Genomic DNA, 16,314 nt, shown 5'->3' on the forward strand with positions numbered 1-16,314 from the left:
TCCCTCTCACCGCGCTGCCCCGGCACGAGCCGCGAGGTCCGAGCCCCCGGCGCCGACGCCGTGTCCCAGTGCTCGCGCCAACGAGGGCAGGAGGACCGCGACGACGACCGCCGTGCCCAGCGCGAGGGCGGCGGTGACGGCCGCGGCTGCGGCCGCGGCGGGTCGGTCGGTGAGGTCGACCGAGGTGAAGAGACGGAACGCGAGCACGGGCAGCGGCTCGGGGTAGGCACGCCCCAGCAGCCACGCCACCTCGTAGTTGCCGACGGTGTAGACGAAGACGATCAGCCCCGAGGCGCCGACCGCCGGGAGTGAGGCCGGCACCAGCACCCGTCGCCACCGCTGCCACGGCGTCGCCCCGAGCGCAGCCGCCGTCTCGGTGCGCGCGACGTGGGTGGCACCGAGCGCCGCGACGACGACGAGGGCGACGAAGGCCGACTCCTTCCACGCGAACTCCAGCACCGTCGCGACCGGCCACGGACCACCGACGAGCCGAGGCCAGCCGGCCGACGCAGGCAACCCGGCGGCGCCGGCGACCCGCTCGGCCAGGCCGGCATCGCGCAGGAGCAGACCCGTGGAGGCGGCGCCGACCAGGTGGGGGAGAGCCAGCACCACGACGGCCACGGCGCGTACGAGCCGCACCCCGGGACCGGCGGCGAGCACCAGCGACCCGACGGCCAGACCGATGGCGCACGCCACCACGGTCGAGGCGGTGGCGATCACCAGCGTCTCGCGGACGCCCAGCAGCAGGTCGGTGCCGCTGAGCCGCCAGCCTGCCAGCGAGGCCTCCGGAGCGCCGACGAGCGGCATCAGCCCGAACGAGGTGAGGACCACCAGGCCCATCCCGACACCCGCGATCGCCAGCACCGCCGCCAGGGACGGGGTCGCCCGCAGCAGGTCGCGGTGGTCGGTCACTGGTGAGTCACGAGGTCTCGGCGAGGACCTGGCGGCGCCAGCCCTCGTCCAGCGGGCCGACCCACCCGGAGCCGAGCTCGGGCTGGGCGTTCTCGCTGAGCTCCTCGTACGGCGGCAGCACCGTCGAGGCGGGCAGGTCCTCGAAGAGGGCCCGCTGCGCGGGCGAGAGCAGGTCGAGGTCGAGCACGGTGAACTGTCCCCAGACCGACGGGTCGGCCTTCGCAGCCTGCTGCTCGGGGCTGAGGGCGAGGTTCGCGACGACCATCGCGCCGGCCCGGTCCTGCGCGCTGGCCGGGAGCCCGAGGAAGCTCGCGTTGCCCACGGTGCCCTCCTCGAAGGTCAGGATCTCGGTCGTCTCGGGCAGGGTGCCCTCGGCGACGAGCTGCTCGAGTGTCGCGGGGCCGTACGTCATCGTCACGTCGACCTCGCCGTCGGCGAAGAGTCGGTTGAGCTCCTGCTCGTCACGGGGGTACGTGGTGCCCTCACGCCACAGGCTGGGCGCCACCTCGCGCAGGCGGTCGAACAGCGCGGGGGAGAGGTCGTCGTACGCGGCCTGGTCGAACTGCGCCGGGACCTCCTCGACGCCGCCCGCGGTGGCGTACAGGACCTCGCGCAGGAACACCGAGCCCGTGAAGTCCGGCGGCGCGGGATAGGTGAAGCGGCCGGGGTTGGCCTCCGCCCACGCGAGCAGGCCGAGCAGGGACGTCGGCGGGTCGTCCATGCGCGCGGAGTCGTGGACGAAGGTGAACTGCGCCTTGTGCCAGGGCGACTCGCACCCGTCGACCGGCACGCCGAAGTCGCTGGTCACGAGCGGGTCGTCGGCAGCGACGTACTGGCGGTTGGGCAGGTCCTCGGCCCAGCCGCACAGCCAGGCGTCGGCCTGGCGGCCGGTGGCGAAGTTGTCGCCGTTGACCCAGACGAGGTCGACGGCCCCGTCCGTACGCCCCGCGGCGTTCTCGGCGAGCATCCGGCGGATCGCTTCGCCGGTGTCGGCGACGGGGACACGACGCAGCTCGACCCCCAGGTCGGCGGCGGCCGGGGCGAGCACGTCGTCGACGTAGGCGTTGCCGGCGTCGTCGCCGCCGAACATCCACAGGTCCACCGTCTGCCCGTCGGCCTCGGCGAGCACCTCGCTCCACGGGCGGTCGCCGGACGCCTGCGTCGTCGGCCCCTCGACGGGTCCGGCGCAAGCGCTCAGGACAAGGCCGCCGGCGCAGACCGCAGCGACGAGAGCGGTCCGGCGGGCCCGTGGGTTGGTCACGCTGGGACGGTAGCCGTGCGAGGCTCATCGACGTGCTCGACGCTCCCGTACGCCGCGTGATCGGCCCCACCCTCGACGCGATCGCCGCGCGCCTGGACCGCCCCGCCCTCACCCCGGACCGCCTCACGCTTGCGGGACTCGCGGCCGGGCTCACCTCGGCCGGCCTGGCCGCCGCGACGCTGTGGACCCCTGCGCTCGTGCTCTGGGTCGCCTCGCGGGTGCTGGACGGCCTCGACGGACCGCTGGCCCGACGGCGTGCCTCAGCCATCTCGGCCACCTCGGCGACCGCGGACGACACGGGCGACACGGGCGACACGGGCGACGTCATCGACCACGACTCCGACGCGGGAGGCTTCCTCGACCTGACCTGCGACTTCGTCAGCTACGCCGCCGGCGTCGTCGGGGTCGCGGTCGGCGTGCAGGTCGCCGGCACCGGGGGTGGCACCGGTGGTGGCCTGGTCGATCTGTGGCCGTTCCTCGCGGTGCTGGTGGCCTACTACCTCAACGGCACGTCGTTCCTGGCGTTCTCCTCGATCGCCGAGCGCACCGGGCACCGGCTCGACGACGGCCGGTCCTTCAGCTTCCTGGGAGGTCTCGCCGAGGGCACCGAGACCGTCCTGGTGCACAGCCTGTGGCTGCTGCTGCCGGCGTACGCACCCGAGATCGCGTGGGTGTGGGCGGTCGTCGTCGGGATCAGCGCGACGCAGCGGGTGGTCGGCGGGTACCGCACGCTGCGCGGTCCGGTCGACGGCCCGGTCAGCGGTCGCTGACGCGGTCCCGAGCCCGCAACCACAGCCGTCGCCCGCGGCTCGCACCCTTCAGGGCGCGGGAGACCACGGCTCCCTCGAGCGTGCGACGCAGGTCGTCGGTGGTCGCGCTCCAGATGCCGTCGTTGTAGGTCGGGTAGGGGTGGATCACCCCGGCCAGGCCGGAGATCTTCACGCCCTGGGAGACCGCCAGCGAGACCTCGCCGAGCGACTCCCCGGCGCGGGGGCCGACGACCGTGCCGCCGCGGATGCGCCCGCGGCGGTCGACGACGAGGCGTGAGAACCCGGCGGTCTCGCCCTCGGCGACCGCCCGGTCGACCTCGGCGTGGCGGGTGGTCAGGGTGCGCCACCCCGACGGCAGGTCGTGGGTGGGTGCCCCGACGGCGGCGACCTCGGGGTGGGTGTAGGTGACGCGGGGGACCACGTCGGTGACAGACCGCTTCAGGCCGAGTGCGGCGTTGCTGCCGGCGGTCGACCCGTGCACCCCGGCGACGTGGGTGAACTGTGGCCCGCCCGTGACGTCCCCGGCGGCGAGGATGCGCGGGTTGGAGCTGCGCAGCGTCTCGTCGACGACCACGAACCCGCGCTCGTCGGTCTCGACGCCGACGCGGTCCAGGTCCAGGTCGCCCGTGCGCGGCGTACGCCCCAGGGCCACCAGCACCCGGTCGTGGGCGACGGTGCTGCCGTCGGCGAGCGTGACGCCCGTGGCGTCGACACGGGTCGCGGCCTGCCCGAGGCGTACGTCGACACCGTCCGCGACGAGGGCGTCGGCCACGACGGCGGCGGCGTCGGGGTCCTCGGCGCCGAGCAGGCGCGACTCCACCTCGACCAGCGTGACGGTCGACCCGAGTCCGGCGAAGGCCTGGGCGAGCTCGCAACCGATCGGGCCACCGCCCAGCACGGTGAGTCGGGAGGGAAGCTCCGCGAGGTCCCAGACGGTCTCGCTGGTCAGCGGGTCGGCGTCGGCGAGACCCTCGATCGGTGGCAGGGCCGGCGAGGCCCCGGTCGCGATCACGGCCTGCAGGAACCGGGCGGTGCGACCGGAGACGTCGGCCTCGCCGGGGCCGGTGAAGCGCACCCGCCCGGGGCGTACGACCGCGCCGGTCGCCTCGAGCGACTCCTGGTCGTCGTCGGGGGCGATGGCGGTGACCGTGTCGCGCACGCGGTCCATGGCGGTGTCGAAGTCGGCGCCGGAGCGGGCGGCGGCGAGCAGGGTCTTGGACGGCACGCAGCCGGTGAACAGGCAGTCCCCGCCCAGCCGTCCGGACTCCACGACCAGCACGTGCGCGCCCATGCGGGCGGCGGTCTTCGCGGCGACCAGGCCGGCGGTGCCGCAGCCGACGACGAGCACGTCCCAGACGCGGTCGTCCTCACGCTGCCGCGAGGGACCGGAGGGCCGGTTCAGTCGCTGCAGGACGCGGGACCGGGCATCGGCGCGGGTGTCGCTGGAGACCGTCATGGCTCGATCCTGCCCCGCGGCCCGACCTCAGATCGCGCAGGTGCCACCGGAGCAGTCCGGACCGTGCTCGTGGTGCGCGCTGTCGGCTGGTCCGGCCGCGCTCGGGACGGTCTGGCGCGCTTCGGCGTGCGCTGTCTGCAGCACCTCGAGGATCCGCTCGGCGGGCTGGGCGCCGTTGATCGCGTACGCCCGGTCGACGACGAAGAAGGGCACGCCGCTGCAGCCGAGCTCGTACGCGGTCTCCTCCTCGGTGCGCACGTCCTCGCCGTAGGTGTCGGCCGAGAGCACCGCGGAGACCTCGTCGTCGTCCAGGCCGGCCTCGACGCCGAGGCGGCGCAGCTCGTCGAGGTCGCTCATCAGGACGCCCTCGGTGAGGTAGGCACGCATGAGCCGCTCCTTGACCTCGGCCCCCAGTCCCCGGGCGCGCCCGAGGTGCAGCAGCCGGTGGGCGTCGAAGGTGCTGCCCGGCCGCACCTTGTCGAAGCGCAGGTCGAGCCCGGCCTCGAAGCCGGTCATCGTCATCTGGTCGAGCATGGCCTGCGCCTTGTCGTGGCTGGCGCGGTACTTCGAGGCGAGCATCTGCACGTAGTCGCCCTCCCGCTCGGCCGGGGCCTGCGGGTCCAGCTCGAAGGAGCGGAAGACGACCTCGACCTCCGCGTCGGGCTGTGCCTCGCCGAACTGGGCGAGGGCGCTCTCGAGGTGGCGCTTGCCCACGTAGCACCACGGGCAGGCGATGTCGGACCAGACGTCGATACGCATGAGGACCTCAACAGCGCGGACGCCTCCGATGTTCCGTGCCGCCCCCTGAACGCCCGCACCTGCGGGCTTCCGGGTGCATGTGCGGCGTTGCAAGCCCGCGCATGCACGGGAACGCCCGCATCTGCGGGCGTTCAGGGGGGCGGGAGAGCGGGGAGCCGTCAGGCCACGTGGCTGTGACGCGTACGAGCAGCGTCGCGCCGCTCGTCGAGCCGGTGCACCGACGCGGGCGCGCCGACGATGCCGTCCGCGACGAGGGACTCGTACGGCTCGAGGTGGATGAGCTCCATCCGCAGGGCGAAGGCCCGCTCGTGCGCGTCGTCCTCGGTGGGGCACAACTCCACGTGGCGCACCGCGCCGCCCACGACCAGCTGCACCGGCCACTCGCCGCGGCTGCGTCGGCGTTGCTTCACCAGCGGCAGCACGGCCAGCGCGATGAGCAGCTCGAGGAGCGCCGGCACCAGCAGCACGAGCACCCCGACGAGCCCGACCAGGCGCAGGACCCAGTGCACCGGCCGCCGCCAGCCCGTCGGCCAGCGGCCCACGGCCCGGTCGGCCAGGCAGTCCGCCAGAGTCGGGGTCACCCGGCGCCGCCAGGGGAGCACCGCACGGCGCACGTACGCCACGTCGACCTCGTCGCTGGTGAGCGCAGGCATCCACACCTCGCCGCAGCAGCCGTGCGCTCGGCGGCGCGGCAGCACGATCTCGCTCATCGGACCCCCTCGGATGTGACACCACTCATACCCGCCGCGAGCCCGGCCTCACCCGTGATCGGTTGAATCCTTTACGTTCTGCCGGTGCCCCCACGCCGACCCACCTCCCGCGTCCGTCCGCGGACGCAACGCCCCGCGATGCCGGTCCCCGCCGGAGCCGTCACCGTCTTCACCGACGGCGCGTGCGCGGGCAATCCCGGTCCCGGCGGCTGGGCGTGGGCGCGGGACGAGCAGACCTTCGGCCGGGGCCACGAGCCCGGCAGCACGAACCAGCGCATGGAGGTGCGGGCCGCGTACGAGGCCGTGCTGGCCCACCCCGGCCCGCTGCTGGTGGTCAGCGACTCCACCTACGTCGTGAACTGCTTCCGTGACGGCTGGTGGCGCGGCTGGTTGAGCCGTGGCTGGCTCAACTCCGCCAAGCAGCCGGTGGCCAACCGTGACCTGTGGGAACCGTTCGTCGCGGAGTTCCGACGCCGGCAGACCGAGGGGCCGGTGGCGTTCGGCTGGGTCAAGGGGCACTCCGGCAACGCGATGAACGACCTGGTCGATCGGCTCGCCGTCGAGGCCAGCAGGGACGTCTCGCTCGCCGATGCCGGGCTGATGCACGCGGCGGGGCGGGCCGAGTCCGTACGCGAGACACCGGACGAGGGCGAGGACCAGCAGGCGGGCCTCTGGTAGCCACCCGGCGTGGCGGCGCTCAGAGGACCAGCGACACCACCGCGACGAGCGCGACGACCGCGACGACGAGGGCGAGCACCAGCGGCAGGAACGCGACCAGCACGGCCGCGGCGACGTACCCCACGGTCGGCCCCCGTCCGTGGATGGCGCCGGCGGTCCCCGACTCCAGGGACTCGCTCAGGAGCCGCGAGTTCTTGCGGTGCGCCCGGTGCACCACGTCGGCGGCGTCGCCGACGAGCGGCACGAGCCCGAGCAGCGCGTCGACGATGATGTTCCACCCCATGCGCCCCAGCACAGGGACCGGGACGCGGGAGCGCACCGCGTCGGTGAGGATGATGCTGGACACGGCCGAGCCGGCGAGGTCGCCGATGCCCGGGACCAGTCCGATGACGGGGTCGAGCCCGATCGTCAGTCGTGTTCCGGGGACGCGTACGGCCTCGTCCATCACCCGCGCCAACCGCTGGTGACGGGCGCGGCGCTTCTCCAGCTCGGGGGTCACGGAGCCGTCCTACCCGCGCGTGGGTGTCCTGACCGGTCCGTACGGCATCTCGGACAGCGTCCTCGGGTGTCGTACGCACCGTCGAACGGGCAGGAGCACCCCATGAGCAACGAATCGACCGACACCACGACCATGGAGTACCGCCCCCTGGGTCGCACGGGCACGAGCGTCTCGCGCCTGACGCTCGGCACCATGACGTTCGGCGCGGAGAGCGATGAGTCCGTCGCGCACGCCCAGCTGGACCGGTTCTGCGAGGTCGGCGGCACCCTCGTCGACACCGCCGACGTCTACAGCGCCGGGGTGTCGGAGGAGATCATCGGCCGCTGGCTGGCCGACCGGCCCCGTGAGGTCACCGACCAGGTGGTGGTCGCGTCGAAGGGACGCTTCCCGATGGGGGAGGGGCCGAATGACGTCGGCCTCTCACGCCGGCACCTCACCCGTGCGCTCGACGCGTCGCTGCGGCGACTCGGGGTGGAGCAGATCGACCTCTACCAGGTGCACGCCTGGGACCCGTTGACGCCGCTGGAGGAGACCCTGCGGTTCCTCGACGACGCGGTGCGCCGCGGGAAGATCGCGTACGCCGGCCTGTCGAACTTCACCGGGTGGCAGCTGCAGCGCGCCGTCTCCATGAGCGAGGCGATGGGTCTGGAGGTGCCGGTGACGCTGCAACCGCAGTACAACCTGCTCGTCCGCGAGATCGAGTGGGAGATCGTGCCCGCGGCCGAGGCGAACGGTCTCGGTCTGCTGCCCTGGAGCCCGTTGGGTGGGGGGTGGCTGACGGGCAAGTACTCCCGCGACGAGCGACCCACCGGTGAGACCCGTCTGGGCGAGGACCCGGACCGCGGTGTCGAGGCGTACGACCGGCGCTCCACCCAGCAGCGCACCTGGGACGTGGTCGACGCGGTCCAGGCCGTCGCGGAGGAGACGGGCGCGTCGATGGCGCAGGTCGCGCTGGCCTGGCTCGCCGACCGCCCCGCGGTGACCTCGGTGATCCTCGGTGCGCGCACGGTCGAGCAGCTCGAGGACAACCTCGGCGCGGCCTCGCTGCACCTCAGCGAGGAGCACACCGCGCGGCTCGACGCGGCCAGCGACCCGCAGCCCGCCGACTACCCGTACGGCGGGCCCGGCACCGAGCAGCGCAGCCGCAGGATCGAGGGCGGCCGCTGACGCCCGCACGACCCCGGCGGCGCCCGGCGGTGGATCCGGTCCACGAGGTGGCCTCGATCCACCGCGGAGACCTCGAGGGGGCGCGGGGACCTCGAGGGGCTCGTCGGCTCGCGTGACGCGTGGGGATCGGGTATCAGGCCTGCAGCGGCACGATCGTCGCGACCTGCTCCGCGGTGAGCACCGAGGGGAGTCCGGCTGCCGCGAACAGGTCGGGTCCGAAGAACGCGACGACGTGATCGATCAGCGGGCGCTCGTCCGCTGCGGTGCCGGCGTCGAGGTCCAGCACGTGCAGCTGGAACGGCACGAACACGTCCTGGCGCCCCGACCCGGCGGCGGCGGGGTCGACGTTCGCGGCGTCGACCAGGGCGCTCTCGCGCATGTACAGCCCGAACGCGGGCTGACCGTTGCAGCTGGTCGGCAGCATCGGCATGTCGTGCGTCTGCCCGGGACACTGTCCGCTGACGAGACCGGCGATGGTGGCCGGGCCGGCGTACCAGCCCTCCCACGGCGGCATCTCCCACACCGCGTCGGCAGTGAGCAGGGAGGCGAGGGCATCGACGTCCTTGCGCCAGAAGGCCTCGACGTACGCGCGCAGCATCTGCTCCTGCCGCGCGGTGAGCGGGCCGGGTGCGGTGTCCGCGTCGGGCCCGACCTTCTCCAGCGTCGCGTGGGCGCGCTGCAGCGCACTGTTGACCGCGGCGACCGTGGTGTCGAGGGCCGCCGCGGTCTCGGCGGCGCTCCACCGCAGCACGTCGCGCAGCACGAGGACGGCCCGTTGACGCGCGGGCAGGTGCTGCAGGGCGGCGACGAAGGCAAGGCGTACGCCGTCGTTGGTGACCGCCACCTCGCCCGGATCCACGGGCGCGACCATCGCGTCGGGCAGGGGGCCGAGCCACTCGATCTCGCGGGCGACCAGGGGCGCGTCGGCAGGCAGCGACGGAGCGCCCAGACCGGTGGGCAGCGGCCGTCGGTCCCGGCCCTCGATGTTCGTCAGGCAGACGTTGGTGGCGATGCGGTAGAGCCACGTACGCACCGACGAACGGCCCTCGAACCTCTGACGCGACCTCCACGCCCGCAGGTAGGTCTCCTGCACCAGGTCCTCGGCCTCGGCCGGTGAGCCGACCATGCGGTAGCAGTGGGCCAGCAGCTCGCGACGGTGCGGGGCGACGAGGGCCTCGAAGTCCGCGTCGAGGTCCACCTCGGGACGGGCCACGGGGGCCGCACGGGTCTCGGAGCTCTGCGTCATGGGGTCCTCCTGGGGGGAGCGTACGAACTTCTGCCCGTGTCGACCACCGTCGAGGTGCGGACTCATCGGCGGCTCGTAGTGTCGTGGCGTGACCGACCCCGATCGTGCTGCGACGTCCGTGCTCGTCTTCTGTGGTTCCCGGGCCGGTGAGGACCCCGCGTACGCCCGGGCCGCCGCGTCGCTCGGACGCGAGATCGCCGCGCGCGGCCTGCGGGTGGTCTTCGGTGGCGGTCGTGTCGGCCTGATGGGGGAGGTCGCGGACGCCGCGCTGGCCGCCGGAGGCGAGGTGGTCGGTGTGATCCCGCAGCACCTGGAGGACCGCGAGGTGGCCCACGAGTCGCTGACCGGGCTCGAGGTCGTGGGGTCGATGCACGAGCGCAAGGCACGGATGTACGAGCTGGCCGACGCCGTCGTCGTGCTCCCGGGCGGGTTCGGCACGCTCGACGAGCTCTTCGAGACGCTGACCTGGAACCAGCTCGGCCTGCACCGCGTGCCCGTCGGGCTGCTCGACGTGGCCGGCTACTGGGCGCCGCTCGTGCAGGTGCTGGACGCGAGCGTGACGGCGGGCTTCGTCGACGCCGCGAACCGGGACGCGGTCATCACACGCTCCGAGGTCGGAGACCTGCTCGACAGCCTGCTCGACGGGCTGCTCGGCGGGCGCGACTGAACGTCGCGTCGCGCCCCTTGCCAGCCGGGACCGGTCGTGAGGTGATGGGCCGATGACCGCGTCCAGCCACCACCGCGCACCCCTGACGCCGACCGCGTTCCTCGACCGCGCGGCGGAGGCGTTCGCCGACCGGGTCGCCGTCGTCGACGGTGGGCAGCGCTGGACGTACGCCGAGCTGCGCGACCGCGCCGCACGCCTGGCCGGCGGGCTGGCGGCACTGCCGTCGGTCGAGGAGGGTCGACCGGTGGCCGTGCTGGCGCCGAACTCGCACGTGCTGCTCGAGGCCCACTACGGCGTGCCCTGGTCGGGCGTGCCGCTGGTCGCGCTGAACACACGGCTCGGGCGACGTGAGATGAGCTACATCCTGGGTCACTGCCGGGCCGGTGTGCTCATCCGCGACGCGTCCTTCGCCGGCCTGGTCGAGGAGTCGGTCGCGGAGCTCGAGGACCCCCCGCGGGTGATCGACGCCGGCGAGGCGTACGAGGCCCTGCTCGCCGACGCGGAGCCGGTGACGGGGTCCGACGACCTCGACGAGGAGGGAGTGCTCAGCATCAACTACACCTCCGGCACGACGGGCTCGCCGAAGGGCGTCATGTACCAGCACCGCGGGGCGTACCTGCAGGCCCTGGCGATGGTCGGCCACTTCGCGTTGAGCCCCCGCAGCGTGCACCTGTGGACGTTGCCGATGTTCCACTGCAACGGCTGGTGCTTTCCCTGGGCGGTCACCGCGGCGGGCGGGACGCACGTGTGCCTGCCGGCCGTCGACCCCACTGAGGTGTGGCGCCTGCTGCGGGCCGAGGGCGTCACGCACCTCGAGGGCGCCCCGACGGTGCTGTCGATGATCGCCCATGCCGAGGAGGCCTCACCGCTGGACCGGCCGGTGAGCATCGCGACCGGGGGAGCGCCGCCCTCGCCGGCGATCCTGCGCCGCATGGCCGAGCTCGGCTTCGATGTCACCCATCTCTACGGGCTGACCGAGACGTACGGGCCGGCGCTGGTGTGCGAGTGGCTGCCCGAGTGGGACGGCGCGGACGACCGCGAGGTGGCACGCCTGAAGTCGCGCCAGGGGATCGGCAACATGGTCTCGCTGCGCCCTCGCGTCGTCGCCGACGACGGCACCGACGTGCCCGCCGACGGCGAGACGATGGGCGAGATCGCCATGGCCGGCAACAACGTGATGCTGGGATACCTCGACGACGAGGAGGCGACGGCCGCGGCCGTGCCGGACGGGTGGTTCCGCACCGGCGACGTCGGCGTGATGCACCCCGACGGCTACCTCGAGCTGCGCGACCGCAGCAAGGACGTGATCGTCTCCGGCGGGGAGAACATCGCCTCCGTCGAGGTCGAGCACGTCATCGCCGACCTCGACGGCGTCATCGAGGTGGCGGTGGTCGGCTCCCCGCACGAGAAGTGGGGCGAGGTGCCCGTGGCGTACGTCGCGCTCGAGCCGGGCGCCGAGGTGACCGAGCAGCAGGTGATCGAGCACGTGCGCGCCGAGATCGCGCACTTCAAGGCCCCGCACCAGGTCGTGTTCGGGGACCTGCCGAAGACGTCGACCGGCAAGACGCAGAAGTACGTGCTGCGTGAGCGGGCGGACGACTCGCCCCACTGAGCCGTGTCGCGACCGGCGTGACCGCCGTGACCGGGTGATCGGGCGTCGAGGAAATGAATTGGCGACCGCGTCGGTTGTCGAGGACAATCTTCTGGGCGGACCGATGAGTCGGCACCAGTCGACCGGTCGTCCCTCCTCGGACGGCCGTCCCGGTCCCCGTTCCGCCACGCAGTCACGAGGTCACGCATGTCAGTCCCCACCCGCGACACCGTCGCGCTCCACCCCGACGAAGCAGTGGGGTCCCCGTACGCCGTGCTGCGGTGGCTCGTCGTCGCCGCCTTCGTGGTGATCCTGAACGAGACCGTGATGGTCAACGCGATCCCGCGCCTGATGGTGCAGTTCGAGGTCAGCGAGTCGGCGGCCCAGTGGCTCTCGACGGCGTTCATGCTGACGATGGCCGTCGTGATCCCGGCGACGGGATGGTTCCTGCAGCGGTTCACCACGCGCCAGGCGTTCGCGGCGGCGATGGGCACCTTCATCGCGGGCACCGTGCTCGCCGCGGCGGCGCCGACCTTCGGTGTCCTGATCGCGGCGCGGGTGGTGCAGGCCTCCGGCACCGCGGTGATGATCCCGCTGCTGATGACCACCCTGATGACCATCGTCCCGGCGCATGACCGTGGTCGCGTCATGGGCAACGTCACCCTGGCGATCTCGGTGGCCCCGGCGCTCGGTCCGACGGTCGCGGGCGTCGTGCTGCAGGTGGCGTCGTGGCGCTGGCTGTTCCTGGTCATGCTCCCCATCGCGGTGGCGATCGCCGTCGTGTCGCTGCGCAAGCTCACCGATGTCGGCGAGACGAAGCCCGGCTCGCTCGACGTCCCGAGCCTCGTGCTCGCCGCTCTCGGGTTCGGTTCGCTCGTCTTCGGTCTCTCCGCGCTGGGTCCCGAGGCCTCCTCGCCGGTCCCGCCGTGGATGCTCATCGTCGCCGGGCTGGCCGTCGTCGGCGGGTTCGCCTGGCGCCAGCAGAGCCGCGTACGCCACCCGAACGGGCCGCTGCTCGACCTGCGCACGCTCGCGTACGCCACCTACAGCAAGGCCATCGTGCTGCAGGCCTTCGCGTTCCTGACGCTGATGGGCGCCATGATCCTGCTGCCGCTGACGCTGCAGGACCTGCGTGGACTGTCTCCGCTCGCGACCGGTCTGCTGGTCGCCCCGGCCGGACTCGCCATGGGTCTCGCGGGCCCGCGGGTGGGCCGCGCGTACGACCGCGTCGGCGCCCGCCCGCTGATGGTGCCGGGCTCGATCGCGGTCGTCGTCGGGCTCGCAGGCCTGAGTCTGCTGGCCGCGTCCGGCCCGCTGCCGTTGGTCGTCGGGGCGCACCTGGTGCTGATGATCGGTCTCGCGTGCCTGATGACGCCGGCGTTCACCCTCGGGCTCGGGGCGCTCCCGCAGCCGCTGTACTCCCACGGCTCGTCGCTGCTGGGCACGGCCCAGCAGGTCGCAGCGGCGCTCGGCACGGCCGTGTCGATCCTGGTGCTGTCGGCCCGCAGCGCCTCGCTCTCCGCGGGCGGCGCGTCGCCGGACGACGCGTACGCCGGGGGCGTGGCGTGGGCCTTCGGTGCCGCCGCGGTGCTCGGACTGATCACGATCGCGTTGGCGGTGTCGATGCCGAACCGCCCGAGCTCGGACGCCGAGCACTCCGCCGGCGCACCTGTCGCCGCTCACTGAGCGGGGCCTCAGGTCGAGTCACGCGACTGATCTGGGGCTGTGCGACTGGCCGGGCGAGCGATCGCGCAGACGGCTTAGGTCGGGTCAAAGACCCGCGCGAGATGCGCCTCGGTGAGTTCGTGGGCTTTGACCGCATGCAGGGCAACGTCGGCTTTGAGTGTGTTGCCGCGAAGTGTCGACCGGCATACAAGAGCGCGTCCTGACGACTCTGCCTTTCGTACGAGGGGCAGGAAGTTCTCGGTCTGGGTCTTCGAAAGCACACCAACCTGCTCGCCATCGATATCGACGGCGACCAATTCCACTTGGGAGCGAGGCCGCACCTCGGTTAGAGACCGAAGAGTGGCTGCCAATGTCATCTCAGTTCCGTAGCGGCCGAGCAGTTGCTCAAGATGCGGCATGTGCTCTTCCTCGCGAGTTACTTGGATCGTTGAACCTGGCGGCAGGACCACGCAGCCCGATGGTCGCGGGTTCGGACACTCGAGTTGTGAAGAGTCCGGCAGTGACAACGTGACTCGCGCCCACGTGTCCTGATCGTCCGCTCGTAGCCACTGGCGCGACGGGACTCGAAGCTCACCGCGCGGTAGCGCGGCGATTGGCCGGTGGTAGACCTTCGCATCTCCGCGTTCCATGTAGCCGACATGCAACTGGTCCACGAAGACGGCCACCGCACGCGGGTCGAAAGGATTCTTCGGGTCGGGCACCAGAACTGCGTCGAGTCGGATCTCAGACCCCGATGGCGAAACGTTGCTGTGTCTCCTGAACAGCTCGCGCAGACTTGCTGATCGGTACCACTCACCGGCGACCTCGAACTGGGCGGTCCTCGGAGACCAGGCCTCGTCGGCCTCGCCGGACGGACTCGGAGGCACGTGGTCACCCACCACTATGCGAGGCGTCTTTCGGAGCTCCCTTGGCTCGCCTCGGGACGCGTAGTCGCGTCGCACGGACTGCTCGATGCCGTCACGGAGTTCGGATCGTGCCCGCGGCTCTTTGCTAGAGGTCTCGCCCCGCCTCGCTCTGAGAAGCAGCCATGCGATGCCCACGATGAGCAGGAGCCCGAGAATGGTTTCCATGGACACATCTTGCACAAGATCGATGACATTCTGCAGCCGTGAGACGCCGCCAAGTTGAAGTGCTGGACGCGCGAGGGTCGGCTGGCTTACTGATCGCGCAGCACTCAGCAAAGAGGCAGTCAAGGTCGACGTGGAGCTCGGGCACCGGGCGCAGAATGAAGGCGTGGGCTCTTACCGACCGCGGGGGAAACGATCGTTGCGGCTTCTCATCGTCACCGTGCTGCCTGCTCTCGTTGTGACAGCTTGTACTCGGAGTTCTGAGCAACACGGCGGTGACGAGAGCGCCCTGTACACCTGGTACGAGCAGACCGACCGGGCAGTCTCCACCTCGGGAGCCCCCGATCCGGTCGCGGCGCGCACGTGGGCGCTGGCGTGGTGGGCCGCCGACCGGGCGGTAGACCGGGCGGTCGAGGGCGAGGAGGACGGGGCGTTCGTCGATGCCGCGGTGGCACGGGCGGTGCACGACGTGCTGGTCGCCGTCGTCCCCGAACGACGCGCACGCCTCGACGCGGCGCTGGACCCCGACGCGGACGAGGTCGGTGAGGCAGCCGGAGCGACGGCTGCGGCAGAGGTCCTGGCCGAGCGCTCCGAGGACGGGTTGGACCGTGACTCCGCCGAGGGTCCGTTCGATCTGCCGCCGCCGCAGCCCGGGGTGTGGCGTCCGACCCCACCCGGTGACCTCACGCCGCGTCAGGTCGGGGTGGCGACGGCGACACCGTTCATCCTCGAGTCGCCCGACCAGCTCCGCCCGGGTCCGCCGCCGCAGCCGGGCACGGAGCGCTACCGCCGCGACCTGGCGGAGGTGCGCGACCTCGGCAGCGCCGACAGCGCCTCGCGTACGCCGGAGCAGACCGAGGTCGGGCTGTTCTGGGCCGGCTCGGAGCTGGCCGTGCAGGTGGACCTGGTGGAGGAGGCCATGCGGGCGGCGGAGGTCTCGACCGTCGAGGGCGTCCGTCTGCTGTCCGCGTTCCACCGCATCACTGCCGACGCCGAGATCGCGGTGTTCGACGCGAAGTACACCTACCTCGGCTGGCGTCCTGTCACCGCAATCCGCGTGGACGGCGACGGTGACCCGCGTACGCCGCGGGTGCCCGGCTGGGAGCCGCTGATCGGCACGCCACCGCACCCGGAGTACCCCAGCGCCCACACCGTGTACGCCGCCGCCGGGGCCGCGGTGCTCGAGCACTTCCTCGGCCCCGAACCTGCCGCGCCGTTGGAGATCCCGGGCACCAGGACCGGGGACACGGTGCGGACCTACACGAGCTGGCAGCAGTCGGTCACCGAGAACGAGGACGCGCGGGTGTGGGCGGGTATCCACCTGCGCACGAGCGACGAGGTCGGCTCGAAGCTTGGGCGGCGGGTGGCTGCGTACGCACTCGCGCGCCTGTGACGCTCGCGCCTGCTGTCTCCCGGCGACCTCGGCGGGCATCATCTGCCCATGCGTCTCGCATCAGTCCCGGTCCCGCACGTCGGCGAGCAGCCGAACCCGCTGTTCCCGGTCTGGGCCGAGATCCTCGTGCAGCTGCTGCTCCTCGCGATCCTGGTCGCGGTCGTCGTCTTCGTCGTGCGACTCGTGGTCCGGCGTACGCGGCCTGTCAGCGGAGCGGCCGGGGTCGACGAGGGACTCGGTTCACTGACGCACGAGCAGGCGTACGAGGCGGCGTACCGCTTCATCGTGGACCGCTCGAGGGCCGGCGACAGCGTCGCCGACCTCGCCGCATCGATGCAGCCGATCCGTGACGTCTACGAGGACCAGAGCACGGACGTGCGGGCGGCGTGGCAGCGCGCCGTCGAGGAGACCACGCGGTCGGACCCGCTGCCGCGACCGTGAGATCAGCGCGC

16 protein-coding genes are annotated in these 16,314 nt (G+C 72.5%); 8 read left to right on the top strand and 8 right to left on the bottom strand.

The genetic code is table 11. From position 1 onward, the window contains the following. Positions 1-6 precede the first annotated feature (6 nt). Positions 7-912, bottom strand: coding sequence for a hypothetical protein (locus tag KLP28_13975; protein ID QWC84662.1), 906 nt, complete (start codon positions 910-912; stop codon positions 7-9). A gap of 7 nt (positions 913-919) precedes the next feature. Next, positions 920-2,173, bottom strand: a complete 1,254-nt coding sequence (locus tag KLP28_13980; GenBank protein ID QWC84663.1) for an ABC transporter substrate-binding protein — start codon at positions 2,171-2,173, stop codon at positions 920-922. Positions 2,174-2,205: 32 nt separating this feature from the next. Here KLP28_13980 and KLP28_13985 point away from each other — a divergent pair, with 32 nt between their 5' ends. Continuing rightward, on the top strand, positions 2,206-2,943 hold the full coding sequence (locus KLP28_13985) for a CDP-alcohol phosphatidyltransferase family protein (GenBank protein QWC84664.1): 738 nt from the start codon (positions 2,206-2,208) through the stop codon (positions 2,941-2,943). On the opposite strand, the gene KLP28_13990 is transcribed toward KLP28_13985, so the two are convergent. From KLP28_13990 to KLP28_14000, 3 genes are all read right to left on the bottom strand, one after another. Continuing rightward, the gene (locus tag KLP28_13990) at positions 2,930-4,399 is read right to left on the bottom strand and encodes an FAD-dependent oxidoreductase (GenBank protein QWC84665.1); all 1,470 of its coding nucleotides are present in this window, start codon (positions 4,397-4,399) and stop codon (positions 2,930-2,932) included. The two genes, KLP28_13985 and KLP28_13990, sit on opposite strands and share 14 nt — an antisense overlap. A 27-nt stretch (positions 4,400-4,426) precedes the next feature. Beyond that, positions 4,427-5,158 (bottom strand): DsbA family oxidoreductase, encoded by a 732-nt coding sequence (locus tag KLP28_13995; GenBank protein QWC84666.1) that lies wholly within the window; start codon positions 5,156-5,158, stop codon positions 4,427-4,429. 158 nt (positions 5,159-5,316) lie between these two features. Further along, positions 5,317-5,868 (bottom strand): hypothetical protein, encoded by a 552-nt coding sequence (locus KLP28_14000; GenBank protein QWC84667.1) that lies wholly within the window; start codon positions 5,866-5,868, stop codon positions 5,317-5,319. Positions 5,869-6,006: 138 nt separating this feature from the next. Here KLP28_14000 and KLP28_14005 point away from each other — a divergent pair, with 138 nt between their 5' ends. Then, a complete protein-coding gene (locus KLP28_14005; protein ID QWC86989.1) occupies positions 6,007-6,546 on the top strand; it encodes a ribonuclease HI in 540 nt (179 codons plus the stop codon). Positions 6,547-6,565: 19 nt separating this feature from the next. Here the strand turns inward: KLP28_14005 and KLP28_14010 are convergent, their stop codons facing one another. Continuing rightward, complete coding sequence (locus tag KLP28_14010; protein ID QWC84668.1) at positions 6,566-7,045, bottom strand: DUF4112 domain-containing protein; 480 nt, start codon at positions 7,043-7,045, stop codon at positions 6,566-6,568. Positions 7,046-7,177: 132 nt separating this feature from the next. Between KLP28_14010 and KLP28_14015 the strand changes: the two genes are divergently transcribed. Then, positions 7,178-8,212, top strand: a complete 1,035-nt coding sequence (locus KLP28_14015; GenBank protein QWC86990.1) for an aldo/keto reductase — start codon at positions 7,178-7,180, stop codon at positions 8,210-8,212. A 133-nt stretch (positions 8,213-8,345) separates the two neighbouring features. Here KLP28_14015 and KLP28_14020 read toward each other — a convergent pair whose 3' ends face one another. Continuing rightward, on the bottom strand, positions 8,346-9,458 hold the full coding sequence (locus KLP28_14020) for a sigma-70 family RNA polymerase sigma factor (protein ID QWC86991.1): 1,113 nt from the start codon (positions 9,456-9,458) through the stop codon (positions 8,346-8,348). An 88-nt stretch (positions 9,459-9,546) separates the two neighbouring features. Between KLP28_14020 and KLP28_14025 the strand changes: the two genes are divergently transcribed. The 3 genes from KLP28_14025 (at position 9,547) to KLP28_14035 (ending at position 13,402) form a co-directional block, all read left to right on the top strand. Continuing rightward, positions 9,547-10,125 (top strand): TIGR00730 family Rossman fold protein, encoded by a 579-nt coding sequence (locus KLP28_14025; protein QWC84669.1) that lies wholly within the window; start codon positions 9,547-9,549, stop codon positions 10,123-10,125. Positions 10,126-10,177: 52 nt separating this feature from the next. Continuing rightward, positions 10,178-11,737, top strand: a complete 1,560-nt coding sequence (locus KLP28_14030; protein QWC84670.1) for an AMP-binding protein — start codon at positions 10,178-10,180, stop codon at positions 11,735-11,737. A gap of 186 nt (positions 11,738-11,923) precedes the next feature. Beyond that, positions 11,924-13,402, top strand: coding sequence for a multidrug efflux MFS transporter (locus KLP28_14035; GenBank protein ID QWC84671.1), 1,479 nt, complete (start codon positions 11,924-11,926; stop codon positions 13,400-13,402). A gap of 74 nt (positions 13,403-13,476) precedes the next feature. On the opposite strand, the gene KLP28_14040 is transcribed toward KLP28_14035, so the two are convergent. Beyond that, positions 13,477-14,103 carry a hypothetical protein gene (locus KLP28_14040; GenBank protein ID QWC84672.1) on the bottom strand — a complete coding sequence of 209 codons (627 nt, stop codon included), beginning with the start codon at positions 14,101-14,103 and terminating at the stop codon, positions 13,477-13,479. 586 nt (positions 14,104-14,689) lie between these two features. On the opposite strand from KLP28_14040, the gene KLP28_14045 reads away from it, so the two are divergent. Together KLP28_14045 and KLP28_14050 are read left to right on the top strand one after the other, a co-directional pair. Continuing rightward, the gene (locus KLP28_14045) at positions 14,690-15,862 is read left to right on the top strand and encodes a vanadium-dependent haloperoxidase (protein ID QWC84673.1); all 1,173 of its coding nucleotides are present in this window, start codon (positions 14,690-14,692) and stop codon (positions 15,860-15,862) included. A 48-nt stretch (positions 15,863-15,910) separates the two neighbouring features. Then, entirely contained in the window at positions 15,911-16,303 is a 393-nt protein-coding gene (locus KLP28_14050; protein ID QWC84674.1) for a hypothetical protein, read from the top strand. The last annotated feature ends 11 nt before the right edge of the window (positions 16,304-16,314 follow it).

The organism is Nocardioidaceae bacterium, from assembly GCA_018672315.1.
Classification (GTDB): domain Bacteria; phylum Actinomycetota; class Actinomycetes; order Propionibacteriales; family Nocardioidaceae; genus TYQ2.